This window comes from Celeribacter sp. PS-C1, assembly GCF_019429625.1.
Taxonomy (GTDB): domain Bacteria; phylum Pseudomonadota; class Alphaproteobacteria; order Rhodobacterales; family Rhodobacteraceae; genus Celeribacter.
This window is the reverse complement of sequence record NZ_JAHXRW010000006.1, coordinates 104,278-129,390: the sequence shown is the minus strand read 5'-3', so window position 1 is coordinate 129,390 and position 25,113 is coordinate 104,278. Positions and strand designations below refer to the sequence as shown.

21 protein-coding genes and 1 riboswitch are annotated in these 25,113 nt (G+C 60.3%); of the genes, 12 read left to right on the top strand and 9 right to left on the bottom strand.

Annotation, left to right across the window (positions count from 1 at the left end; all coding sequences use genetic code 11):
• Window positions 1-5: 5 nt before the first annotated feature.
• From J5Y17_RS10765 to J5Y17_RS10755, 3 genes are read right to left on the bottom strand one after another with little or no spacing between them, the layout of a single operon-like run.
• Window positions 6-1,118, bottom strand: a complete 1,113-nt coding sequence (locus J5Y17_RS10765) for an alpha/beta fold hydrolase (protein WP_219785257.1) — start codon at window positions 1,116-1,118, stop codon at window positions 6-8.
• Window positions 1,115-1,834 (bottom strand): glutathione S-transferase family protein, encoded by a 720-nt coding sequence (locus tag J5Y17_RS10760; protein ID WP_219785256.1) that lies wholly within the window; start codon window positions 1,832-1,834, stop codon window positions 1,115-1,117. Before J5Y17_RS10760 ends, J5Y17_RS10765 begins: the two co-directional genes overlap by 4 nt.
• 52 nt (window positions 1,835-1,886) lie before the next feature.
• Window positions 1,887-2,810: a DUF726 domain-containing protein gene (locus tag J5Y17_RS10755; RefSeq protein ID WP_219785255.1), complete on the bottom strand. Its 924-nt coding sequence runs from the start codon at window positions 2,808-2,810 to the stop codon at window positions 1,887-1,889.
• Window positions 2,811-2,967: 157 nt separating this feature from the next.
• Window positions 2,968-3,046, top strand: a riboswitch (SAM riboswitch).
• A gap of 71 nt (window positions 3,047-3,117) precedes the next feature.
• Here J5Y17_RS10755 and metZ point away from each other — a divergent pair.
• The 4 genes from metZ to J5Y17_RS10735 all read left to right on the top strand — a co-directional run bounded on the left by metZ (window position 3,118) and on the right by J5Y17_RS10735 (window position 7,776).
• The gene (metZ, locus tag J5Y17_RS10750) at window positions 3,118-4,302 is read left to right on the top strand and encodes an O-succinylhomoserine sulfhydrylase (protein WP_219785254.1); all 1,185 of its coding nucleotides are present in this window, start codon (window positions 3,118-3,120) and stop codon (window positions 4,300-4,302) included.
• Window positions 4,303-4,416: 114 nt separating this feature from the next.
• Window positions 4,417-5,532, top strand: coding sequence for a GTP cyclohydrolase FolE2 (gene folE2, locus J5Y17_RS10745; RefSeq protein WP_219785253.1), 1,116 nt, complete (start codon window positions 4,417-4,419; stop codon window positions 5,530-5,532).
• 69 nt (window positions 5,533-5,601) lie between these two features.
• Window positions 5,602-7,050 (top strand): TrkH family potassium uptake protein, encoded by a 1,449-nt coding sequence (locus tag J5Y17_RS10740; protein ID WP_219785252.1) that lies wholly within the window; start codon window positions 5,602-5,604, stop codon window positions 7,048-7,050.
• A gap of 3 nt (window positions 7,051-7,053) precedes the next feature.
• The gene (locus J5Y17_RS10735; RefSeq protein ID WP_219785251.1) at window positions 7,054-7,776 is read left to right on the top strand and encodes a DUF998 domain-containing protein; all 723 of its coding nucleotides are present in this window, start codon (window positions 7,054-7,056) and stop codon (window positions 7,774-7,776) included.
• Window positions 7,777-7,836: 60 nt separating this feature from the next.
• Here J5Y17_RS10735 and J5Y17_RS10730 read toward each other — a convergent pair whose 3' ends face one another.
• Entirely contained in the window at window positions 7,837-9,600 is a 1,764-nt protein-coding gene (locus J5Y17_RS10730) for a serine protease (RefSeq protein WP_219785250.1), read from the bottom strand.
• 296 nt (window positions 9,601-9,896) lie between these two features.
• Here J5Y17_RS10730 and J5Y17_RS10725 point away from each other — a divergent pair, with 296 nt between their 5' ends.
• The 8 genes from J5Y17_RS10725 to glmM all read left to right on the top strand — a co-directional run bounded on the left by J5Y17_RS10725 (window position 9,897) and on the right by glmM (window position 20,625).
• A complete protein-coding gene (locus tag J5Y17_RS10725; protein ID WP_219785249.1) occupies window positions 9,897-10,883 on the top strand; it encodes a glycine--tRNA ligase subunit alpha in 987 nt (328 codons plus the stop codon).
• The gene (locus J5Y17_RS10720) at window positions 10,880-11,407 is read left to right on the top strand and encodes a DUF6446 family protein (RefSeq protein WP_219785248.1); all 528 of its coding nucleotides are present in this window, start codon (window positions 10,880-10,882) and stop codon (window positions 11,405-11,407) included. The genes J5Y17_RS10725 and J5Y17_RS10720 overlap by 4 nt, the downstream gene beginning before the upstream one ends.
• Before the next feature lie 2 nt (window positions 11,408-11,409).
• A complete protein-coding gene (glyS, locus tag J5Y17_RS10715; protein WP_219785247.1) occupies window positions 11,410-13,638 on the top strand; it encodes a glycine--tRNA ligase subunit beta in 2,229 nt (742 codons plus the stop codon).
• Window positions 13,639-13,758: 120 nt separating this feature from the next.
• Window positions 13,759-16,314: a putative PEP-binding protein gene (locus J5Y17_RS10710; protein ID WP_219785246.1), complete on the top strand. Its 2,556-nt coding sequence runs from the start codon at window positions 13,759-13,761 to the stop codon at window positions 16,312-16,314.
• Window positions 16,315-16,520: 206 nt separating this feature from the next.
• Entirely contained in the window at window positions 16,521-17,201 is a 681-nt protein-coding gene (locus J5Y17_RS10705; protein WP_219785245.1) for a cell wall hydrolase, read from the top strand.
• Window positions 17,202-17,350: 149 nt separating this feature from the next.
• Window positions 17,351-18,256 carry a dihydroneopterin aldolase gene (locus J5Y17_RS10700; protein ID WP_219785244.1) on the top strand — a complete coding sequence of 302 codons (906 nt, stop codon included), beginning with the start codon at window positions 17,351-17,353 and terminating at the stop codon, window positions 18,254-18,256.
• A gap of 1 nt (window position 18,257) precedes the next feature.
• A complete protein-coding gene (gene folP / locus J5Y17_RS10695; RefSeq protein ID WP_219785243.1) occupies window positions 18,258-19,289 on the top strand; it encodes a dihydropteroate synthase in 1,032 nt (343 codons plus the stop codon).
• Complete coding sequence (gene glmM / locus J5Y17_RS10690) at window positions 19,279-20,625, top strand: phosphoglucosamine mutase (protein ID WP_219785242.1); 1,347 nt, start codon at window positions 19,279-19,281, stop codon at window positions 20,623-20,625. Before folP ends, glmM begins: the two co-directional genes overlap by 11 nt.
• Window positions 20,626-20,705: 80 nt before the next feature.
• On the opposite strand, the gene J5Y17_RS10685 is transcribed toward glmM, so the two are convergent.
• The 5 genes from J5Y17_RS10685 to ilvC all read right to left on the bottom strand — a co-directional run bounded on the left by J5Y17_RS10685 (window position 20,706) and on the right by ilvC (window position 25,066).
• Window positions 20,706-21,170 carry a hypothetical protein gene (locus J5Y17_RS10685; protein ID WP_219785241.1) on the bottom strand — a complete coding sequence of 155 codons (465 nt, stop codon included), beginning with the start codon at window positions 21,168-21,170 and terminating at the stop codon, window positions 20,706-20,708.
• Between the two features lie 73 nt (window positions 21,171-21,243).
• On the bottom strand, window positions 21,244-21,651 hold the full coding sequence (locus J5Y17_RS10680) for a hypothetical protein (RefSeq protein WP_219785240.1): 408 nt from the start codon (window positions 21,649-21,651) through the stop codon (window positions 21,244-21,246).
• A gap of 49 nt (window positions 21,652-21,700) precedes the next feature.
• Complete coding sequence (locus J5Y17_RS10675) at window positions 21,701-22,660, bottom strand: DMT family transporter (protein WP_219785239.1); 960 nt, start codon at window positions 22,658-22,660, stop codon at window positions 21,701-21,703.
• 74 nt (window positions 22,661-22,734) lie between these two features.
• The gene (locus J5Y17_RS10670; RefSeq protein WP_219785238.1) at window positions 22,735-23,805 is read right to left on the bottom strand and encodes an acyltransferase; all 1,071 of its coding nucleotides are present in this window, start codon (window positions 23,803-23,805) and stop codon (window positions 22,735-22,737) included.
• A gap of 238 nt (window positions 23,806-24,043) precedes the next feature.
• The gene (ilvC, locus tag J5Y17_RS10665; RefSeq protein ID WP_219785237.1) at window positions 24,044-25,066 is read right to left on the bottom strand and encodes a ketol-acid reductoisomerase; all 1,023 of its coding nucleotides are present in this window, start codon (window positions 25,064-25,066) and stop codon (window positions 24,044-24,046) included.
• Window positions 25,067-25,113: the final 47 nt, after the last annotated feature.

Here is a 25,113-nt window from a genome sequence, read left to right as displayed (position 1 = left end):
CGCGTCTAGGTCCCTGTGATCGTGTAGGGCAGATAGGCAATCGCCAAGGCGGCAGAGCCGGTGAGGCTCAGACCCTCGATCAGAATATCCTGTCCGGGTGCGCCGCCGACAATGCGGTCGACAAAGCTGCGCGAGGCGATGATCGATAAAAGCTCGGGCGATTGCATAAGCGCGGAATGCCCCAGCGGACCGGGACGGGGCGCGATTGTGGTGTCGACGACCAGAACGCCAAGCTGCCGCAACTCTTCGATATTTTCCGCCTCGCCAACGCGTGGATGCCCGCCCGTCAGAACAGAAGACAGTTTCAAAGCCCGATCCCGGCGCGAGGCGAAGACCGCGAGTTCGACGTCATAGGGGCGCAGATCGGTGACCTGTGAGCGAAACAAATCGATGTCAATGTCGGCTTGCACCAGAACCACACCGTTAAGCCGGTCCAGCGTCTCGCGGTCGCCTTCGAGCGCGAGACGTTTGAGCGCCTCCATCGTCAAAAGCCCGCCCATGGAATGTGCCAGAATGGTGATCTGTTCGGCCTGAGAACGCGCCAGATCATGCAGGGTCTGTGCCAGTGATTTACGGGCAAAAAGGACGGAATCTCGGTCATAGGCATAGCGGGAGATGCGTCCCGCAGATGGCCAGGAAAACAGCACCATCGGCTGATCCAGTTCAAAATCCGTCGCGATCTGCGCAGCGCGGAACACGGCGCCGGGGTAGGAGACGTTGTAGCCATGGACGAAGAGCACAACGCCGCGCTCGCCCTTGGGCTGGGCTCTGATGCGTTGGTTTAGGACATGTCGGAAATCGGGCTCTGCTTCAAAACGTTGGCTGTCCGCTACGAAAAACTGCCGCTCGGGATCGAGAGGCGTGCGGGGGAAGGAGAACTCGCCGGGGCGACGATCAGATGGCACAGAAATTTGATAGTCGCAAAAGAACCGCGTGTCGGAGCGGGCGGCTTCAAAGACCTGCTGCGGGTCCTGCGACACAACGCGGTTTGTGACGACCAGAAGGTCGCGCGTCTGCGTGGCCTGGGCCTCCGGCGGGGTGTTCATCAAGGGCACGGAACAGGCGCTCAAACTCAGCGCGCTGCTGCCCAGGATCATCTCCCGCCGGGTGAGGATCACTTTTGCGCTCCGCCCTGACCGAAGAGGATCTTCTGGGCCTCTTTGTCATGCGCCGTTTCCGTGCGTTTTTCGGCCGCCAAGGCGCGTCCGCGCTGCACGGCCGGGCGCGAAGCAATGCGTGCGATCCAGCGTTTCAGATGCGGTTTGTCATCGAGGCTTTGTTCCTGTTTTTCCCACAAAGACGCCCAGGGCCAGATCGCCATATCGGCGATGGAATAGAAATCGCCCGCGACGAATTCCTCCTCGGCCAGACGCCGGTCGAGCACGCCGTAAAGCCGGGCAACTTCGTTGCGATAGCGGTTTTTGGCATAGGGCAGGTCGTTCGGCGGCTCCATATTGGGCGCGTAGCTCAAAAAGTGATGCGCCTGTCCGGCCATGGGCCCAAGCCCGCCCATTTGCCACATCAGCCACTGATCGACGGCGACCTGATCGCGCTCGCCGCCGCCATAGAACTGACCTGATTTGCGCGCGAGATATTGTAGGATTGCGCCCGATTCAAAGATCGAAATCGGCCGCCCGCCCGGGCCTTCCGGGTCGACGATCGCGGGCATGCGGTTGTTGGGTGAGATTTTGAGAAACTCTGGCTCAAACTGCTCGCCCGCGCCGATGTTCACCAGTTTGACCTCGTATGGCAGGTCCATCTCTTCAAGCGCGATGGCGATTTTCCAGCCGTTGGGCGTCGGCCAGTAGTGGAGCGTAATGGGGGTGTCGATCATTTGCCTTATCCGTTGTTCTCTCCCATCCGCTCACGCGGGGATGGGGTTTGCCTCAGGATGACGCTTTGCGCGAAAAGGACAAGGGCGAAGCAAAGGAAAACACTGGCAAAAGATGTGAAAACCGCGGCGAGGGCGTGGCCGGCAGCGCCTTTTGTAACAAGCCCATCGGCAGGCGTTCGGGGTGACGCAGAGCGGTGCGGTAAAACTCGAACACGCCATCACGCAGATAGGGGGACCAGTGACAGATCTTCTTATCCGCTGCGGGAATGTCGTAGCCCAGACGGGCCAATGTGGCGCGCGTCGCCGCATCGTCGATCTGGATGTCACACCAGCCGCGATGCGATTGCCCCAACCCCGCGCCCAGTGAACGAGCGGGGGCATGATCGGGAACGAGCGCCATCTCAAAGAGCGCATCAAAGAGATCATTTTCGCGTGAGGTGACGTTCAGAACCTCCGCTTTGCGCCCGGCAGCGCTGTCGAGGGCCTGTTCGGCGGTGGAGCGGAACTCGGCGGCGGAGAGGAGAATCGCCCGCCGTACGGCTCCTTCGGGCAGATGCGGAAGGGCCGAGAGGATCACGCGCGCGCCCAAGGAGTGGCCCATCAGATGAACAGGCCGGTCGAGTTTCCAGATCAGTCGCGCCAAAGCCTCGCCGGTGGCGCGGGCCTCAGAATACGCCTGCCAGATCGAGCCGCGGGCCTGCCAACCGAGCGCGATGCACAACCCTTCGTCCGAGCGACCGGTGCCAAAGCCAAGCCCGCGCGGCCAGCTGAGCGCCTTGCGGCAGGTCAGGCCGGGATCAAGCGCGAGAATATGATCATGCGGGTCGTGTTGAGGCACGCGGGGCGAGAATTTGTAGCCATGAATGCAGATGATGATCGGCGCGCCCTGTGGCGTCTTCGCCAGAGCTTCGCGCAGCACCAAGGCGGTGCCTGCGGGCAGAAAGGGCCCATCTGTGTTGATCTTCAAAAGGGGCATGTTCGCCACCCTCTGTTGCACCCGATTGTCTTCCCTGCGTTTGATATGCGCGAGAAGTGTCACGATGCTGCGACAGGGGGGTGAATCTTTGTTAACGAGAGCGGGTGCATCGGTCATGAGCTTGACAGGATGTCGCAGGATTTGTACCCCGCCTATGAGATGACCACGTGGCGATTTGTTCTCCGGATTGCGGGCCACGCTAAAAACACCGCTAAAGAGGTCAGGACGAGACGCTGGGTTGGTCAGAACCCGCCGCGCCCCCGCTCTTGATCGAGAGGGGGCTTTTTTGTCGAAAGGGATCGCGCAAATGGCGAAAGACAGCTGGAAAACCCAAACCAAACTCATCCATGACGGCGTGCGCCGCTCGCAGTATGGCGAGGTCTCCGAGGCCTTGTTCCTGACGCAGGGCTTTGTCTATGACACCGCCGAGGCCGCTGAGGCGCGGTTCGTCAACCAAGGCGAAGACGAGTTCATCTACGCCCGTTACGGCAACCCGACGACCCGCATGTTCGAGGATCGGATGGCCGCGATTGAGGGCTGTGAAGACGCGTTCGCGACCGCCTCCGGCATGGCCGCCGTGGCGGGCGCTCTGATGTCCGTGCTGAAAGCGGGCGATCATCTGGTGTCTTCGAAGGCGCTCTTTGGCTCCTGTCTTTACATCGTCACCGAAGTTCTGCCAAAATTCGGCGTCGAGACCACTTTGGTCGATGGCACCAATCTGGACGAGTGGAAGGCCGCGATCCGTCCCGACACCAAAGCCGTGTTCTGCGAAAGCATTTCCAACCCGACGCTGGAGGTCATCGATCTCAAAGCCGTCTGTGATCTGGCCCATGCGGTCGGTGCGCTGGTCGTGGTCGACAACGCCATGTGCACGCCGATTTTCTCCTACGCGAAAGAGGCCGGGGCCGACCTGATCATCTATTCCACGACCAAACATGTGGATGGGCAGGGGCGCTGTCTCGGCGGTATCATCGCGGGCGACCGTGAGCTGATCCGTGGTCCCGTGGAGATGTATATCAAACACACCGGCGGGGCGATTTCGCCGTTCAACGCCTGGATTCAACTCAAATCCCTCGACACGCTCGACCTGCGCGTGCGGCGTCAGGCGGAGACGGCGATGAAGCTGTGCGAGGCTCTGGATGGCCATCCGGCGCTCAACTCCGTGCGCTACCCGTCCTACAAGTCGCACCCGCAATATGAGCTGGCCAAAACGCAATCCGAGGCCGCAGGCACGGTGATCACCGTGGACCTCAAGGGCGGCAAGGGGGCGGCGTTCAAATTCCTCAACGCGCTTGAGGTCTTCACCCTGTCGAACAATTTCGCCGATGCGAAATCCATCGCGACGCACCCCTGCACCACGACTCACAAGAACGTTCCAGTCGAGAAGCGCCCGGAATTGGGCCTGACCGACGGCCTGGTGCGGCTCTCGATGGGTCTTGAGGACGGCGAAGACATCATTGCGGATATTCTAAACGCACTCGAAGCGGTTTGATCCAGAAGCAAATCTCCTTCGTATTGGTAAAATGAGTGAAACCTCTTATATGAGGCTCAGCGTCAGGGCCGAGCTTTCACGCCAGCCTTTGGGCCAATCTGTGGGGATGTGCGGATGAACATGCAGACCAGCGATCTTGAAAAAAACAACCGGGCGGCCGCTGAGGCCGCTCTCGAGACCCTGCGCGATTGGGCCAAATCGGCGACGCCGACCGAAGTTGCGGAGCTTGATCCGGCCATCGCGCGGCTTTTGCCCGAGGCCAATGATTTCGCAAACTACCCGGCGCTGCGCCGCGCTTACCCGGAAGATTTCGAGGTCGACGAGGCCTATAAGGAAGGCCTGCCGGATTTGCAAAACGGACCGGAGAGCCTGATCAAGGGCGCCAAGCGGCAAATCCAGCACGTCGGCATCTCGAATTTCCGCCTGCCGATCCGGTTCCGCACCCGCGACAGCTTGAATGGTGGCGGCGATCTGACACTTGAGACTTCTGTTACCGGCACCGTGTCTTTGGAAGCAGAGAAGAAGGGCATCAACATGTCCCGGATCATGCGGTCGTTCTACAAACACGCCGAGCGCAGCTTTTCCTTCGACGTGATCCAAGCCGCGCTGCGCGATTATCAAAGCGATCTCGACAGTTTCGATGCGCGCATCCAGATGCGGTTTTCCTTCCCGGTGAAACGGCCGTCTCTGCGCTCCGGTCTTGAGGGTTACCAGTATTACGACATCGCGCTGGAGCTTGTGGAAGTCGCCGGTAAAATGACAGAAATCATGCATCTGGACTATGTTTATAGCTCCACGTGCCCCTGTTCTCTTGAACTTTCCGAACATGCCCGCCGCACCCGGCACCAGCTCGCGACACCGCATTCGCAACGCTCCGTGGCGCGGATTTCGGTCGAGGTGAAGAACCAGCAGGATACGCTTTGGTTCGAAGATCTCATTGACCTCTGTCGCAAAGCGGTGCCGACCGAGACGCAAGTCATGGTCAAACGTGAGGACGAACAGGCCTTCGCAGAGCTTAACGCCGCCAATCCGATTTTCGTCGAGGACGCGGCGCGTTTGTTCTCAGAAGTCTTGGAAAACGATCCGCGCATCGGAGATTTCCGCGTGGTCGCCTCCCATCAGGAAAGCCTGCATTCTCATGACGCAGTTTCGGTTTTGACCGAAGGGGAGACCTTTGCCGCGCAAAGCCTCGATCCCAAACTGTTTTCGACGCTTTTCCACGTCGGATAATGGACTGAGATGCCTCTGCCGCAAAGGCGTGCTTGACTTGCGGGCGCGGCCCCGCCAAGCCTTGGCCTCATGACGGATTTAAGACCTGTTGGATATGTGATCGGCACGCTTGTCGCCCTTTTGGGGCTGACGATGGCGATTCCCATGGCGGTGGACCTGTCTACGGGGTCAGGCGAATGGCATGTGTTCTTTCGCGCAGGCGTCATCACCTTCGTGATTGGCGCGGCTTTGACGCTCTCGACCCAGAACGGCCAGCAACAGGGCCTCTCGATCCAGCAAATGTTCCTTTTGACCACGCTGATCTGGCTCATCCTGCCGCTGTTCGGCGGCATTCCCTTTATCTTGGGCGCGACCGAGGCGAGCCTGACCGATGCGTTTTTCGAGGCGATGTCGGGCATGACCACCACCGGTTCGACGGTCTTCTCCGGGTTAGACGATCTGCCCGAAGGCATCCTCTTGTGGCGCTCGATGTTGCAATGGTTCGGGGGCGTCGGGATCATTGTGGTCGCTATGGTCTTCCTGCCCGAACTTAAAGTGGGCGGCATGCAGGTGTTCCGCTCCGAAGCCTTTGATACTGATGGCAAAGTCCTGCCGCGCGCCGGTGAGATTGCCTCGCGGATTTCGGTCATCTACGTGGCGCTGACCTTCCTCTGTTTCCTGAGCTATCTGCTGGTCGGCATGTCGGTGTTCGATGCGCTGAACCATGCGCTCACGACGCTCTCAACCGGAGGGTTTTCCACCCGTGACGCCTCTTTCGGCGCGTTCCAGGGGCCGGCGGAATATGTTTCGTCCTTCTTCATGATCCTCGCCTCGCTGCCCTTTGTCCGCTTCGTTCAGCTTATCGCAGGCACCGCAAAACCTCTCTGGCGCGACACGCAGATCCATGCCTATCTGATGATCATTTTCGGCCTGACCATCGCCTTTGCGGTCTACCGCCTTTTGGTCAACGCCGATCATTTCGAACATTCCTTCCGAGAGGGCCTGTTCAACGTCACATCGATCATTTCCGGCACTGGCTATGCCTCGACGGATTATCAACTGTGGGGCGCCTTCCCGGCTGTGGCCTTTTTCTTCATCGGCCTCATTGGCGGCTGCGCGGGCTCGACGGCCTGTTCTGTGAAAGTCTTCCGCTATCAGCTTTTGTGGGCCTCGATGAGGGCGCAAATCCGCAAAATCCATAGCCCCAATGGCGTCTTCACGCCCCGCTACCAAGGCCACCCGGTGACAGAGGATGTGCTGTCCTCCGTGATGGCGTTCTTTTCGTTTTTCATCGTCACTTTGGGCGTCACGGCGGTGCTTTTGGCAGCCACTGGGCTCGATTTCATCACCGCGATTTCGGGCGCTGCGACCGCTTTGGCCTGTGTGGGGCCGGGACTGGGCGACATCATCGGGCCGGCGGGGAACTTCGAAACGCTCAACGATCCGGCGAAATGGGTTTTGGCCATCGCCATGCTGATCGGTCGTCTCGAGGTCATGTCGGTCTTCGCGCTCTTCACCATCCGGTTCTGGCGGGGGTGATGCGTGGCGGAAGAGATGGCGGAAGAGAATGAGCACGTCCTGAGCTTTTACCGCGTGCGTCAGGCGCTGGGTCTCGTGGCGCTCATCCTGCCGTTTCTGTTGATCGGCGGCGGCTTGCCCCTCGACGATCATCTGCGCGATTCCGTGTCGAACTACTTCTTTTCGCCGCTCAGAGAGGCCTTCGTCGGGTCGCTTTTCGCCATCGGCGTGTTCCTGATTTCCTACAAAGGCTACCCGCGCCGTCGGGGCGAGACCTTTTCGGATCAGGTTCTGTCCAGCGTGGCGGGTGTCTCCGCGCTCTTGGTGGCGGTGTTTCCGTCTTTGGACGATTGCGTGGTGGTGAAAGCGAATGAGAGCGACAGCTGCATTTTGCCCGAGATCACCGTGACGCAAAAACTTGTTGGCGTCGATTTGTCCGCTTGGGTCCATAACCTCTCGGCGGTGGTGTTTTTCCTCTGCCTCGTGGTGTTCTGCCTCGTGCAATTCCCGAGAACCCAAAGCCGCGTGCGCCCCTATATCTACAAGGCCTGCGGCTACGGCATCCTCGTGGCACTGGCGATGATCGCCGGGTCTTTCGTCTACGCGCGCTGGGGCGGGGGGCAGGCGTTTGTCGCTCGCCATAATCTCGTGTTTTGGGGTGAGGCCATGGGCATCTGGATCTTCGCGCTGGCCTGGTTGACCAAGGGCAAGGCGGATCAGGCGGCGCTGGCGTTGTTCCGGGCCTGAGGCCAAAGAAAAACCCCGCCAGAGCGGGGTTTCGCATGTTTTTTGCTCTGAAAAATCAGATCAGTTCCAGCAGCTCACCAGAACCGTCATGTCACGCCCGATGGTGACCAGATCGCTGTCCGAAGCCCCCGCGGCGGCCTCAGAGGCCGACATGGTCACGCCGTTCTTGGACAGGAACCCGGCAATCTTTTCCATGTCATAGGCAAAGGCCACATCCGCTGGCAGGTCCCGGCCCTGCGTCAGCGCGGCAGAGGGGGCGAGCATGCCGATCACGGCGCCTGCGCTGTTCAGCAGCGGGCCACCCGCTTCGCCCGGAAGCGTGGTCATTGCGAGGCGCAGAATGTCCTCCTCGCCCGACAGGCCTTTGTGCTCGGCCATCAGACCGTAGTTCAACGTTGGCGCGCCAAGGCGTCCCTCATAGGCAAAGCCGGAGACGGAGACCTCGGACTGAAGCCGCGGCAATTGGCTGTCGAATTTGGCGATCTCGAGCGGGGCCAGAGCCTCAGTCGGGGTCAAAAGCGCCATGCCATCGGCGGTCGCGGTGACGGTGGCGTCATAAGTCTCGTCGAGGGTGATCTTGGCACAGCTCGCGACCAAATCGGCCTCGGTCAACACGGTGCCTTTGTCGTCGACATAGAACCCGCTGCCGGCTTTTTCCGGGCGGCGGATGTCGAGGCCGGCCATCAGGTCAATGTCCTGCGCTGCACCTTCGCCGTAGGCATCGGGCAAGACGCCGTCGGTGGGCGCGAAAGACGCCTGCATCGCCTCCAAAGCCATCTGGTGACGTTTCTCGTCGGTGGTGTTGCTGGGTGTTGGCCAGATCAGGGTCCAGCCTTTGACCACGCCATTCACCAATTTTGCTTCGGTGTGGGACGTGATCTGAGCATTGGTGCCGGTCAGGCTAAAGCTGTTCTGGTCGCGCGAGCGCGGGCCGTCCATCGGCACGATTTCGAGCGTCTGCATGATCTCGTAGAGACCGCCCAAAGTGGCAGCATCGCCGGTTTGTGAGATCAAAAGTACCTGCGCGTCTGAGCCATCTTTGGCCCCGTATTTTGCAAAAGGCGGGGTGTATTCGGAGAACTCCACAACACCTGTCGGCAGCGTGATCGCGATGCCTGCGACATCATCCACAACAGGGCGAAGGCCAAGGCTGTTCACCACGTCCTGATAGGCCGCCAGAACTTCGGCGCGTTGGCGGGTGGTCAGAACACCTGTCGGCTCATAGCCCTGAAGCGTTTGCCAGTCGGACATGGCGCGCCGCGTGCCGGGCCCAAAGGCGCCGTCGATGCCGGAATTATACACGCCCGCGAAATGCAGCGCGGTTTGCAGCGCCTCACGCGCCGGGCGATCCAATGCGCGCTCGGAGGCGCGGGCCTCTGCCGGGGTCTCGTCCAACTCGATAGGCTCCATTGCTGTCTCGATCACCTCTTCGGCAACGGCGTCCGTTGCGGGCGCGTCTGTCGGGGTCTCAATGGGCGCGAGAGTCGAGACATTCACACCGACCGGCCAAAACGCCGCTTGGAAGCGGGCGCCGTCGGTCAGGTAGCTGTCGCCGGGAATTCGTCCCTGAGCGCGCAGTGCCAGACGGGCGGCTTCGGCTTCGGCCTCCGTGGCGTAGGGGCCAAGCGCGATGGCGTGCCAGCGGCCCGGCAGGTTGAATCCCACGACATTCGGCAGCGCGTTGGCATAGCCTTGGGCCGCCTCGGTGGCCTCTGTCAGAGAGGGCTGTGCCTCGATCTGAATCCATTGTTCCGCGGAGAGAGCTGTGGAGAGAAACAGCGAAGCGGCAACGCCCAGAGGCGCAACAGCGAAAAACCTAGTCATGAGAACCCTTACTTCTTTTCGAACCGGTCCAAAGGGTGTCCTCCGGGTCCTGTTCGTCGTCATCTTGTCCGGGCGCTAAGAAAACAGGTTTGTGGCCGAGGTCAACATCTGGGCGGTGCCGTAAGGTCAGAAATGGAGGAGATGTGATCGAAATAAAGCGGATTGCGGGCTTTGCGGCGCAAGAGCCGGGGATTGCGCTATGGTGACATTGACGCCCCCGCCGGGCTTGCCTATTGAAGAGCCGCGTTCGATGCGTGACAACACGCCCATCACAAACCTCTGGCGAAAGACTTCCCATGTCCGAGACTGTAGACAAACCGCGTTCCTTTCAGGAAATCATCCTGAGGCTTCAGGCCTATTGGGCCGCGAAAGGCTGTGCCGTATTGCAGCCCTATGACATGGAAGTGGGCGCGGGGACCTTTCACCCGGCCACGACGCTGCGCTCTTTGGGCTCGAATGCTTGGGCTGCGGCCTACGTTCAACCCTCGCGCCGTCCGACCGACGGGCGCTATGGCGAGAACCCGAACCGGTTGCAGCACTACTACCAGTATCAGGTGCTGATCAAACCCTCGCCGCCGGATTTGCAGGACCTCTATCTCGGGTCGCTCAAAGCCATCGGCATCGACACCGAGCTGCATGACATTCGTTTCGTCGAAGACGACTGGGAAAGCCCGACGTTGGGGGCTTGGGGTCTCGGTTGGGAGGTTTGGTGCGACGGGATGGAAGTGTCTCAGTTCACCTATTTCCAACAGGTCGGCGGCCATGATTGCCATCCGGTCTCGGGTGAGCTGACCTACGGGCTCGAGCGTCTGGCGATGTATGTTTTGGGCGTCGATCACGTCATGAACATGCCCTACAACGACCCGCAGGCGCCGATCGCGCTGACCTATGGCGATGTGTTCAAACAGACCGAGGAAGAATATTCCCGGCACAATTTCGACGTTGCCAACACCGAGAAACTTCTGTCGGATTTCGTCAATGCCGAGAAAGAATGTCACGCCATTCTCGACCAGGAGCATATTGATCCCAAGACCGGCAAACGCATTATCATGGCACATCCGGCCTATGATCAATGCATCAAGGCCTCGCATATCTTCAACCTGTTGGATGCGCGCGGCGTGATCTCCGTCACCGAGCGTCAGGCCTATATTGGGCGTGTCCGCGCGCTGGCCAAAGCCTGTGCCGATGCCTTCGTTCTGACCGAGGCGGGCGGCTGGAAAGCGCTTGCGACACAAGCCGATGCTGCTGAAAAAGGCCTCGTGCCGAAAGATTTCGTGGAATGAATGGCAAACTGGTCGCAGGTGGTATCGTGATCTCCGCACTCGTGTTCGGCGCGGGCCTCTATTATTCGCAGGTCTACGCCTATTACAAACCGATCCCGGCCAATGCGCCGGCGGCTTCGGTCTCTGTGACCACCTTCGAGGGCCTGTCCGAAGACATTCTCGCCGAGAATTTCACCGGCATCGACGCCGACACCTCGCCGATCAAATTCCGCGCCTGTTTCACCACGCCCCTGTCCCTGCCGATGATGACGGAAACCTTTCAGCCCTATGAGGATGCGGCTCCTCTCGTGGCGCAGAAATGGTTCGACTGTTTCGACGCAGGCGCGATTGGCGCCGACATCGAGGCGGGCCGTGCCGTCGCCTTCCTCGGCGCAGAAAATTCTCCCTATGGCATCGACCGTGTGGTCGCCATCTACCCCGATGGCCGCGGCTTTGCCTGGAACCAGATCAACCGCTGTGGCGATGCCGTGTTCGACGGCGATCCCACTCCCGTGGGCTGTCCGCCCGCTCCTGAAGGAAACTGACTATGGCTGACTTGCTGATCGAGCTCTTCTCCGAAGAAATCCCCGCGCGCATGCAAAAACGTGCCGCCGAGGATCTGAAATCTCTGGTGACGAACGGTCTGGTCGAGGCCGGTCTGACCTATGCCTCCGCGGGCGCCTTCGCGACGCCGCGCCGTCTGGCTCTCTCCATCGAAGGGCTATTGGAGGCGTCGCCGACCACCGTCGAAGAGCGCAAAGGCCCGCGCGTCGATGCGCCCGAAAAAGCGCTCGAAGGGTTCCTGCGTGGTGCGGGTGTCACGAAAGACGAGTTGGAAATCCGCGACGAGAAAAAGGGCCAGGTCTATTTCGCCAAGATCACCAAGCCGGGGCGTCCGGCCGCCGAGATCGTGGCCGAGGTGCTTGAGGCCACCGTGCGCAATTTCCCCTGGCCGAAATCCATGCGCTGGGGCGCGGGGAGCCTCAAATGGGTGCGTCCGCTGCACTCCATCGTTTGCCTGATGACTCGCGAAGACGGCGCCGAGGTTGTGCCCCTCGACATCGACGGCATCACCTCCGGCAACACGGTCCGGGGGCATCGTTTCATGCCCTCCGGCAGCTTCAAGGTGACGTCTTTCGACGACTACGCGACCAAGCTGAAACAGAATTTCGTGGTGCTCGATGGGGCTGAGCGCGCCAATCACATCTGGCACGACGCCACCAATCAAGCCTTCGCGCAGGGGCTCGAAGTCGTTGAGGACAAAGGGCTTTTGGCCGAGGTTGCGGGTCTGGTCGAATGGCCGGTCGTGCTTTTAGGCGAGATCGGTGCCGATTTCCTCGATCTGCCGCCCGAGGTGTTGCAGACCTCGATGAAAGAGCATCAAAAATTCTTCTCTGTGCGCAACCCGAAGACGGGCCGCATCGAGAAATTCGTCACCGTTGCCAACCGCGAGACCAAGGACAACGGCGCGACCATCCTCGCGGGCAACCAAAAGGTGCTCTCCGCGCGTCTGTCGGATGCGAAATTCTTCTGGGAAAACGACGTGCGGACCGTCGAGCGTGACGGCATGGAGGCGATGTCCGCATCGCTCGCCAATGTCACATTCCACAACAAACTCGGCTCTCAGGCGGCCCGCATCGCGCGCATCGCATCGCTGGCCGAAGAAATCGCGCCCATCGTTGGTGCCGAGGCCGCTGAGGCCGGCGTGGCTGCGAAAGTTGCCAAAGCCGATCTGAGCTCTGAAATGGTCTACGAATTCCCGGAACTGCAAGGCATCATGGGCCGCTATTACGCTCAAAAAGCCGGGCTGTCGGATGCTGTGGCAGACGCCTGCCGCGACCACTATTCTCCGCTTGGCCCTTCCGACGATGTGCCGACCGAAGCTGTTTCCGTCTCTGTTGCTTTGGCCGACAAGCTCGACACTTTGACGGGCTTTTGGGCGATTGATGAGAAACCCACTGGCTCGAAAGACCCCTTTGCGCTTCGTCGCGCGGCTCTGGGCGTGATCCGTCTCTTGATCACCAACGATGTGCGTCTGAACCTCGACCGGTTCATCGACAGCCAGCTGTTGCTGCACAAGATTGCAGAGGCTGATGAGAATGATGGTATCATCGACACGTTGAAAGAAATCCTCGACGAGATCGCTGAACACGGCGTCTTCGGCGCGGCTTTCGATGCGATCGCCGACAAGCTCTCCGATGCTCAAAAAGACGCGGTGAAAAAGGCGGCTGGCAATGTTCCTGACACCTCCGAGGATCTGCTGTCCTTCTTCCACGACCGTCTCAAAGTCTTCCTCAAAGACGAGGGCATCCGTCATGACGTGATCGACGCTTGTCTGGCGATGGAAGGCAATGATGACATCACGCTTTTGGTTAAACGTGCCCGTGCGTTGCAGGCCATGCTCGACACCGAAGATGGCACCAACCTGATCCAAGGCTTCAAACGCGCGAACAACATCCTGACGCAGGCCGAGGAAAAAGACGGTGTCGAATACAGCTTTGGCCCCGATCTCAAATTTGCCGAAGTCGCAGAAGAAAAAGCGCTTTTTGCCACGCTCGATGCGGCGGAAGAGGCGATCAAGCCTGCGATGAAGGCTGAGGATTTCACCAAAGCGATGTCCGCTATGGCCGATATGCGCGCTTCCGTGGACGCCTTCTTCGAGGCGGTGCAGGTCAATGCCGACAACGAGATCGTGCGCCGCAATCGCCTGAACCTCTTGGGACGCATTCGTGACGTCTGTCTGTCGGTCGCCGATCTCACCCGGATCGAAAGCTGATCTTTCGCCGTTGCCGTGTTAAGCTGCAACGGTGTTTCATGAAATCTGTGCGCCGTTACGGTTAATGGTTGCGCTCACGCGGCCTTGAGGCGTAGCGTGCCGCAACAGGGAGGTGCCGCAGTGCAGCAAGAGAGCGACAGTCTCGGGTTCACCCGCATCCGCCGCGTCGCACCGATCGCGGTCGAAACCCATGGCGGACGGGCAAAATGCCTGCAACGCCTGATCCGTCTTGATCTGCCCGTGCCGGAAACTGTCGCTTTGTCCTTCGATGCAGTGCATCGCTTGGCGGAGGGGCATCGGTTTGACAAAAAAGCGCTGTTGCGGGTGTTTGGCGATGCGCCTTTGCTCTCTGTGCGGCCTTCGTCCGAGGACCCCGATTGGGGTGGCCCTGGAGCCATTCTCAACATTGGCATGAATGACGCACGCCATGCGGAGCTGACGCAGACCCTTGGTCCGGATGCGGCGGACACGTTATATTTGCGATTTGTGCAATCTTTTGCGGTCCATGTTGAGCGCCTTGATCCGGAGTTGTTCGAATTTGACACCTCTATGCCCGTGCGTGAGGCTCTGAAATCTGCACTGGACGCTCATGAAGATGAAACGGGAGAGCTGTTCCCTCAAGATCCCGCCGAGCAATTGGGCCAAGTCCTGCGCTCGATGGCGCGAGCCTGGGAGGGCACAACGGCGCGGCTCTTGCGTCAGGCCAAGGGGGCGCCGGCGGATGCAGGACTCGGGTTGATCGTGCAAGCCATGTCCTTGGGGCTGGGCCCTGGCGAAAGCGGGGCAGGGGTCCTGCAGTTGGTGGATTCGAACACCGGCGCGCCGCTTATCAAAGGCCGCTACAAACGCCAGTCGCAGGGCCGCGATGCGGTCAGCAATGGCGAATTCGACGCGGATGAAGCGCTCTACCTGACCCGAGACAAACGTGGGCCCTCGCTCGAAGAGGTGCAGCCAGAGCTGTTTAAGGCCTTGGTGGAAATGTCGAAACTCTGCCGCGTGCGTCTGCGCGAAGAGATGCAGGTCGAATTTACCATCGAGAACGGCAAGCTTTCGGTGCTGGACGCCGTGCGGGTTCAGCGCAGCTCGCGCGCAGCGCTGCGCATCGCGGTGCAGCTGGCCGAGGATGGCATCATCCCGCGCGAAGAGGCGATCACCCGTGTGCCCGCGCGGTCACTAACCGAGTTGTTGCACCAACAGGTTGATCCCAAAGGGAAACGTGACGTTGTGGCTAGAGGTATCGCGGCCTCGCCGGGCGGCGCGGTCGGACGGATCGTGTTCAATTCCAGTGTCGCACAAAGCTATGAATCGCGTGGCGAGCCCTGCATCCTTGTGCGGCGCGAGACCACGCCCGAGGACATTCGCGGCATGCATTCCTCCGTCGGCATTCTGACAGAACGCGGCGGTGTCACCTCGCACGCGGCGGTGATCGCGCGCGGGATGGGGGTGCCCTGTGTCGTTGGTGCTTCGATGCGGATCAACGCTCGCGAACGCACGCTGACGCTCTCAGATGGGCGCAAGCTCGAAGAGGGCGATATTCTGACGCTCGACGGCTCCGCGGGCGAGGCGCTGATGGGCGCTGTCAAGATGCTGCCGCCGGTGAAGGACCACTGGTATCTGCAATTGATGGAATGGGCCGATGCGATCCGTGACATCGGGGTGCGCGCCAATGCCGACACGCCGGCGGATGCCGCCATGGCGCGCGATTTCAAAGCGCAAGGCATCGGACTGTGCCGCACCGAGCATATGTTCTTTGAAGGCGACCGCCTGACTGTGATGCGCGAAATGATTTTCGCCTCGCGCCATGAAGATCGCGCCGAGGCGATTGCCAGGCTCCTTCCAATGCAGCGCTCTGATTTCACAGAGCTTTTCCGGATCATGGAGGGCCTGCCTGTCTGCATTCGCCTGTTCGATCCGCCCTTGCATGAATTCCTTCCCTCGGACCGCGAAGGCGCGAAGGAACTGGCCGAAGCGCTGGACCTGCCGCTCTCTGACGTGACCCGTCGCATCGAATGGCTGTCGGAATTCAACCCGATGCTGGGAATGCGCGGCGTGCGCCTGGGCATCACCTTCCCCGAGATTTACGAAATGCAGGCCCGTGCCATTTTTGAAGCCACGATCGAGGCCTCGAAACACGGTGCGCCGGTGGTGCCGGAGATCATGATCCCGCTGGTCTCTGCCAAACGCGAGGTCGAATTGGTCAAAACCCAGATCGACGGCGTTGCTGCGGCCGTGCGCAACGAGACGGGCGCGGATTTCACCTATCGCCTCGGCGTGATGGTTGAGACCCCGCGGGCAGCCTTGCGCGCGGGTGACATCGCGCAGAGTGCGGCTTTCCTGTCTTTCGGCACCAATGACCTGACGCAAATGGCCTACGGGCTGTCGCGCGACGATGCGGGGCGGTTCATGAACTCATATGTGCAGCAGGGCGTTTTTCCGGAAGATCCTTTCCACATGCTCGATTTTGAGGGAGTCGGCGAACTTTTGAAAATCGGGGCCGAGCGAGGGCGCAAAGCACGTCCTGAATTGACGGTCGCAGTATGCGGTGAACATGGCGGCAACCCCGAATCTATCGCCTTTTGTCGCGCTGCAGGATTCGATTACGTGTCCTGCTCCCCCTTCCGAGTGCCCGTGGCCCGCCTTGCCGCTGCGCAGCTTGTCGCCTACGATGCAAAATAGTCACACAAACGCAGCAAGATGCTGAAAATAAAGGCGGTTATGGTCTGCCTTTAAGTGTTTTTCGGCACTTTTGCGCTTATTTCTTGACTGTCTGGTTGATGCGTCGAGGGCCTCGGGGTGGACCTTTTGGGACATTTGACCTATCCCCCGCTCCGAAATCCACCCGTGAGGCCCTGCAATTTGGGGCGCAATGGAGGGGCAACCCTATGCAAATTCCAGCTAAGCTCAAGGCGCTCGCGCTTGTAGTCACGCTCGGCGCATCGACACTTCCGGGACAGTCCCGTGCAGAGGTGACGGTGAGCCACTCGAACGATCCGAACCCGGTGCTTGGGCTCGAACTGAACGCGCTGTTGAACCAAGAGCGCAATGGACTTGAAAACGTCGACGCAGATGCGATCGAGCGTCTCTTGGCGAGCTTCAAGCCGAAATCCAGCACCCCCGCGATCTCCTACTCGCGGGACTTCCTTGCGAGTCAGCCCGCCGCCAAGGGGGGGGAGCAATGGCAATGTCTCGCAGAGGCACTGTATTTCGAAGCGCGCGGTGAAAGCGTCAAAGGTCAGTTCGCCGTCGCCGAGGTCATTCTCAACCGCGTCTCCTCGTCGAAGTTTCCGAACACGGTCTGCGGCGTGGTGCATCAGGGCACGGGCAAGAAATACCAGTGCCAGTTCACCTACACCTGCGACGGCTACGCTGATGTCGTGCGCGAAAAGGGCGCTTGGGATCAGGTGGCGAAAGTTGCCAAGCTGATGATCGACGGCGCGCCGCGCACGCTGACGCAGGGCGCGACCCACTATCACACCCGCGCTGTGAACCCGCGTTGGGCGCGTGCTTTCGCGAAAACAGCGCAGATCGGCGTTCACATGTTCTACCGGATGCCGCAGGCGTAACGCCTCAGATCACGGAATTGTTTCAGGCCCTGCCGGTAAAACGGCGGGGTTTTGCCATTTCAGCGATGGACGTGTGCGCCGGGCGATTGGGTCTTGGCCCATCGCCGCCAAAGCTGTAGCAAAGGCCAAACTTGCAAAAGGGACCGTCAATGTCCGAGATTAGACAGGCTTTTGAGCACCCCGAAGCGCGCGCGCTGGCGACGTCTGACGCCGCACCGCTCGACCGGATTTCGTTGCGCGACCATGTGGTCGATGTCGAAATCGGTGCGTTTCAAGCCGAGCGCGGCGTGCGCCAGCGCGTGTCCTTCAACATCGTGGTCGAACTGACACCGGTGACCGGTCCGATCGATGACGACGTCGACCGCATCCTGTCCTATGACCGGCTGACCGAGGCAATCCATATCGAGTTGGAGGCCGAGCGTCTCAATCTGCTCGAAACCCTTGCCGAGCGCATCGCAGAGCGCATTCTCGCCGAGCCGCGCGCCTTTCGGGTCTTCGTGCGGGTCGAAAAACTCGACCGGGGTCCCGGCGCGCTTGGCGTCGAGATTGTGCGCAGCGCTGAACAGGGTGGGCGTGCAGAGGCTATGGAGGCCCCGGTGCCGCATCCGCTGATTGTGCATCTTGGGCCGGAGGCATTGGCGAGCGCGCAGCTCACCGCCTGGATCGACGCGCTTGAGGCCGATCCGCGACCTGTCATTCTGACCGTTGGTTTGCCCTCTGGCGACTGGCCCGAGGCGGGGCATAAGGCGGCGCAGCGGCGCATTGACCTCTTGGCGATTGAGCAAAACGCCTGGGTTCTGGCCGGGCGTGATGCCCGCTGTGTCGTGCGTGCGACCCGAACTGAGTTGGATTGGGCGATGAAGCAGGGGCAAATCTCCGTTTGGGCGCCGTCCAAAATGGTGCTCGACGCGGTGCATGGGCCGAAAGGCGACATCGCCGAGATGGTCGCTTGGTTGGCGCAAGAGCTCTCCGCGACAAAGGTTCTGAGCCTCGGCGCGGTGGAGATCGAAGGCGCCGAGCGCCGCGACGCGGATGCTGCAGTGGAGCTGTCCTGAAATGACCCAGCCATTCTACGATCGTCCGATCCCGAGCTGCGATCCGGCCCGGCCTGAGGGCGCGTTGACGCTTGCGGGCGGCTGGTGCTGGTTTACCCATGTCGAACGCCTGCGTCGTGACGCGCCGCCGGAGATTTTGCCGGTGTCTGCGCTCTCTGATGAAGCCCGCACGCGTTTGAACTCCGCCCGCGCCCCTATGGCGGGGCTTGATCTGATCGCGCCTTCGGTGATGAGCATTCTCAACGTCACGCCCGACAGCTTCTCCGATGGTGGCAAATTCGACCGCCCTGAGGCGGCACTGGCCGAAGTGCAGGACATGATCGCGTCCGGTGTCGACATCATCGACATCGGCGGCGAAAGCACGCGCCCGGGCGCCGATTACATTGCCATCGGCGAAGAGATAACCCGCACCGCGCCGGTGATTGCGGCGATCCGTGAGATCAGCGCCGTGCCGATCTCCATCGACACACGTAAAGCTCCGGTGGCGGAGGCCGCGCTCAAGGCTGGCGCGAGCCTTGTGAATGATGTCTATGCCTTTACTCATGATCCCGATCTGGCGCGTGTGAGCGCAGAGGCAGGCGCGCCTGTCTGTCTGATGCATGCGCAGGGCGACCCGGAGGTGATGCAGGACGATCCGCAATACGACAATGTGCTGCTCGATGTGTATGACTTCCTCGAAGACCGCATCAAAGTGGCCGAGGCGGCGGGTATTTCGCGTGCACAGATCCTCGTCGATCCCGGCATCGGCTTCGGTAAAACGGTTGAGCATAATCTGGCGCTTCTGGAGCGGATTTCCCTATTCCACGCCCTAGGCTGCGGCATCCTTTTGGGCGTCTCTCGCAAGGGTTTCATCGGCAAGATCGGCAAGGCTCCCGTGGCCCAAGACCGCGCGCCGGGAACGCTGGCTGTCACGGTGTCAGCGCTTGGGCAGGGCGTGCAAATTCACCGGGTGCATGATTTCAAAGAGGCAAAACAGGCGCTTGCCTTGTGGCAGGCGGTAATAAGTGTGGGGAGAGACAGCTATGACGCGTAAATTCTTTGGCACGGACGGGGTGCGCGGGCGCGCCAACAGCCATCCGATGACCGCCGAAATGGCGCTGAAACTCGGGGCGGCCGCGGGGCGCTATTTCCGACGTGACGGCTCGCGCGAGCATCGTGTGGTGATTGGTAAAGACACGCGTCTGTCGGGCTATATGTTCGAAACCGCCATGACGGCGGGCTTCACCTCGACCGGGATGAACGTGTTCCTTCTTGGCCCGGTGCCAACGCCGGCTGTGGGTATGCTCACCACCTCGATGCGCGCGGATGTCGGCGTGATGATTTCCGCCTCGCACAACCCCGCCGAGGACAATGGCATCAAGTTTTTCGGCCCCGACGGCTTCAAACTGTCGGATGAGGCGGAGAGCGAGATCGAGCGGCTGATGGAAGAGGGTGTCGAACCCGCGCAGGCGCAAAACATCGGTCGGGCGAAACGCATCGACGACGGACGTTTCCGTTACAATGAGCGGGTGAAATCGACCCTGCCGCGGGGGATGAATTTCCAAGGGCTGAAAGTGGTGATCGACTGTGCCAATGGCGCGGCCTATCGCACGGCGCCCGAAGTGCTTTGGGAACTGGGCGCAGAGGTGATCCCGGTGGGCACGGCCCCCAACGGCAAGAACATCAACGATCATTGCGGCTCGACCTATGTCCAGACCGCCGCCGAGGCTGTGGTGGCCCATGGCGCGGATGTGGGTATTTGTCTCGATGGCGACGCGGATCGGGTGATGATCCTCGACGAGACGGGCCGTGTGGCCGATGGTGATCAGCTTATGGGCTTGATGGCCAAGGCCTGGGCCGATCAGGGGCGTCTGAGCGGCGGAGCTTTGGTCGCGACCGTGATGTCGAACCTTGGTCTGGAGCGGTTTCTGGAGGCCGAAGGCCTGAGGTTGGAGCGCACCGCCGTGGGCGACCGCTATGTGGTGGAGCGGATGCGGGCAGGGGGCTTTAACCTTGGCGGCGAACAATCCGGTCATATCGTGATGAGTGATTATGCGACCACGGGCGATGGTTTGCTGGCGGGGCTTCAGTTCCTAGCGGCCATGGTGGAGACCGGCAAAAAAGCCTCCGAGCTGACGCAGGTCTTCGAGCCGGTGCCGCAGCTTTTGCAGAACGTGCGGTATGGTACCGGACAAAAGCCGCTGGATGATAGCGGCGTCAAAGCCGCAATTTCCGCAGCGGAGGCCAAGCTCAACGGTAACGGGCGGCTCTTGATCCGCAAATCCGGCACCGAACCGCTGATCCGCGTCATGGCCGAAAGCGTGAGCGAAAGCGTTTTGAACGCGGCTGTCGAGGATGTTGTGGCGGCGGTGAAGGCGGCGACACAGTAAACTTTGAGACTGTTCGAATATGACAAGAAAGGCGGCTCTTTGGGCCGCCTTAATTCGTTCGTGACAAGGATTATATGCCTTTAACGGCCCAGCGGAATGATGACGCCGGTCGAGATTACGCCATAGATATCGTCATCATAGCCCGTCGCGGCGTTGAGGAAGAGGGATTTGTAATTCAGTTGCACAGAGGGCGCAAAGCCGGTGTAACCCTCGCCAAAGGAGTGGATATAGGCGCCGACGATCCCCGCCTGTGCGTGCTCAGTAATGTCCCACATCTTGGCCGCCGACAGATGCAGGGAGGTGTCCGAACGGCTGTCGCGATAGGCCCCGGCGGTGTAGTTCAGCCCATAGGCGCGCTCCGCCCAGGTGAACATCAGCCCTGGATTGAATTCGTTGAAATCATCGCCATCATCCTCGCCCCAATCGCCATAATGATGCGAGGCCAGTGGGATGACGGCGTAATCGGGGGCAAGATCTCCCGCGAATGCGGGCGTTGTGGTTAGAGCGAGGGCGGAGAGGAGGGCTTTGATCTGCATCGGTCTCATGAACTTGGCGTGTTTCTTTGTCTTATCAACGGGGGCGGCGCGTCATTGCGGTCGTGCCAGAGCGATTGCGAGATCACGAGCCGCCTGTAAACGGCGCGTAGGCCAAGGACATCCCGGCGTTCATCAGGGTCCAAATCACGCCCACGACCTTCCACCCGAGACCTGTGTCACCTTTGGGCTTGGCGAGCCAAACGGCGCGAGCGACGAACAGGAAGTAGACCCCCAAGGCCACGAAAGACGCTGACAAAAGGAAAGAGAGAGACGGCAGAAAAGAGGCAATGGTGAAGAGGAGCACCATCAGGGGCAAGAAAAGCAGCGCGGCAAGGTAATTCCCGGCCCAAAACGTGTCACCCAGTCCCTCATGCCCGGCCAAAAGGCTTTTCCAGAAGCCGAACGTGAACATCCGCGCGCGTTCATCAAGTACCTCGCTCTCGTTCTCTGGCGTCAGATCGGCGGGGATGTGGTCGTCATGTTCGGTCATCAGAGACTCCTTTGGCGTCATCTGTTCATGATTGCCCGATGTCTGCAAGTCAGGCCCGCGCGAAAATCCGTCGTAGAATGGGCCGCAGCGCAGGCCATTGCGAAATCATCACGCCGCCGAGGATCAAAGCCAGCGCGAGGATCAAGGCCGGGGGTAGAGGTTCGCGCAAAATCCACGCGCCAAGCACCACGGACCACACGGGCACCTGATAGTTCACCAATGTCATAAAGGTCGGCCCGGCCGAACGGATCACCAGAACGCGGAGCTGGTTCATCGCGGCAGTGGACACGACACCCAGAAAGATGACGGCCAGAAAGGCCTTGAGTGGCGGCATGCTCGGGGCGCCTTCGGCAAGCACGGAAAACGGCAGGGTGATCAGTGCGGCAGAGGCCATCATGATCGTTGTCAGGGCAGTGGGATTGATCGGCGGGATGCGACGGATTGTGATTGAGTTGAACGCGTAACAAAAGGCCACCGTGAGACAGGCGATGCGGCCCCAAAACTCGAGATCTGCGCCGGAACTGTGCAGGGCGTCCTGACCGACCAAAAGGAAAACACCAATGAAGCCTAGGCTTACACCGATGAGTGCACGCAGGCTGAGACGTTCGCCCGCGACCATGAAATGCGCCATGGGCAGCACGACCAGCGGGACAGCGGCCATGGAGGTGCCGGCAAAGCCGGAGGTCACATATTGCTGACCCCAGTTGAGCAAAAGAAACGGAATGGCGGAGGACACAGCGCCGGCCCAGATCAGTGCGAGGGGGTGCGGTTTGTTGTCGGGGTCGCTGCCCATCTTGAATCCGTCGACGCCCCAGAAAGCGGCCATGACGATGGCGGCGATGGTGAGGCGGAAGGTGGCGAGCCAAAAGGGCGTCACGCCGGTGAGTGCGACCTCGATCAGCATGAAGGTCGATCCCCAGACAAAGCCGAGGATGCCGACCATGATCCAGCTGGCGGGGGTGATCTCGGGCAGGGGGGCAGGCCGGGGACGAGACTGGAGGCGGGGCATAGATGTGTCCGTGGGAAAAGCTAACGCCATCTCTTATCGCATGTCGCGACTGAGGGTCACGCCATATTCCGGGGTCAGGTCTGTTTAACGGAGGTAAACCTCTGGCCGAAAATCTGTCGCGTGAGCCAGCGCGGTGTTGCGAACAGCCAGCGCGGGCCGAACTTCGCGTTGAGCACAGAGAGAGCAATCGTCACCACAGAAGCAAGGCTCGCGATGACGGCGAGGGTGACGAGAGGCGATAAAGTTAGACCAGCGCTTGCCACGCCTGCGAAGATCAGCGCGACAAAGAATTCGTGGATCAGATAGACCTGCAACGAAAGTGCGCCGATGATGGCAAGTGTTTGACCGATCCACGGAATTTCGGCGATGAGCCGCGTGGCGCTGATGTAGCCAAGGGTCAGAGCAAAAGCGAGAAAATAGCTTTTGAGCGGAAACTCAGGGCCGGAGAGGGCGAGGAGTAGCCCTGTCAGCACGAGGCCCGCAGCAAGCGGCGCAAGCGCGCGGGAGGGCCGAGTGAAATAGGTGAGAACCGGACGGCTGAGCCAAACGCCCAGCATGAAATAGGGCACGGCATGATGCAGTAGATTGTAGAGCAGGAATTCGAAGGAGCCCGCGGTCTGAGGGCTGTCATGCCAATAAGAGAGGGCGACCATCACGCCGAGCGTCGCCAACACCTGTAGCGGCAAGGCCAGCGCAACGATCAGCCGCGCGAAGACGGACATGATCAGAATGGCCCAGACGAACCAGAGAATGCCGTAGGGCGGGAAGAAGATGCCCAAACCTTGGCGCAGGGTCGAGGTGTCCGAGGTCAGCCCCCAAGGATAGAGATCGAGGCCGGCAGTCTCAGCAGCCCAAGAGAACAGGGACCAGACAAGAATGAGCCAGACGCAGAACAGAACGCGGCTTTCCAATGTGACGGCCCAAGGTTTGGACAGTTTCGAGCGGTAGAACAGGCCGGAGCAAAAGAGAAAGGCGGGCATCCAGAAATGATCGCCGATCCAGTCGAGCCAGAACAGACGGCCCGGGATGTAGGTGATCTGGCTGCTGGCTTGGAGACTATGGTGGAAAATCACCATGAGAATGGTCAGTCCGCGAATGGTGTCGACCCAGATTTCTCGTTCTTTGACTTTCCCGTCTTTCGCCATTGGCATACCCATTTTTCACTGATGACCACTGGTCTGAGACTTAGCACGGCTGCCTGACAACTCTGTGAAAAGCCTCGCGTTTCCGTGGCTTATCCTGCGCGATTGCTCAATGATTGTTCGCCTTGGGACGCATCTGCGTGGTTTTGGGTCCGTTTGTCTTTGCGTTCGCTGTGGTTTGACCAACAAAAAAGCCCCGACGCGGAAACGTCGGGGCCAATTTTTCGGGATCAAAAAGCGCTTAGTTGCGCGATTTGTCGACCATTTTGCCGGCGGTGATCCACGGCATCATGCCGCGCAGTTTGTTGCCGGTTTCCTCGATGAGGTGCTCGTCGTTGGCACGACGGGACGCTTTGAGCGTCGGCTGGCCAACGGAGTTTTCCAGCATGAAGTCACGCACGAATTTGCCCTGTTGGATGTCGGTGAGGACTTCTTTCATGGCTTTCTTGGTCTGCTCGTAGGGCAGAATGCGCGGGCCGGTGACGTACTGGCCGTACTCAGCGGTGTTGGAGATGGAGTAATCCATGTTCGCGATGCCGCCTTCGTAGATCAGGTCCACGATGAGCTTCACTTCGTGCAGGCATTCGAAATAGGCCATTTCCGGCGCGTAGCCAGCTTCGACCAGGGTTTCGAAGCCGCAACGGATCAGTTCGACGAGACCGCCGCAGAGCACGGCCTGTTCGCCGAAGAGGTCGGTTTCGCACTCTTCGCGGAAGTTGGTTTCGATGATGCCGGAGCGGCCGCCACCGATGGCGGAGCAATAGGACAGACCGATTTCGAGCGCTTTGCCGGTGGCGTCGGTGTCAACAGCCACGAGGCAGGGCACGCCGCCGCCTTTGGTGTATTCGCCACGCACGGTGTGGCCCGGGCCTTTCGGCGCCATCATGATCACGTCGACGCCTTCTTTCGGCTCGATGAGGCCGAAGTGCACGTTCAGACCGTGAGCGAAGGCAATCGCTGCGCCCGGCTTGATGTTGTCGTGGACGTATTTCTTGTAGGTCTCGGCCTGAAGTTCGTCGGGCATGGTGAACATGATCACGTCACACCAGGCGGCAGCTTCGGCGATGCCCATGACCTTGAGGCCTTCGGCTTCGGCTTTTTTGGCGGACGGGGAGCCTTCGCGCAGAGCCACGACCACGTTCTTCGCGCCGGAGTCACGCAGGTTCAGCGCGTGGGCGTGACCTTGGGAACCGTAGCCGAGAATGGCAACTTTGGCTTCTTTGATGATGTTCACATCGCAATCGCGATCGTAATAAACGCGCATGTTCGGCGCTCCTTTGTTGTCTTGTCTTCAGGCACGGGCATTTGGCC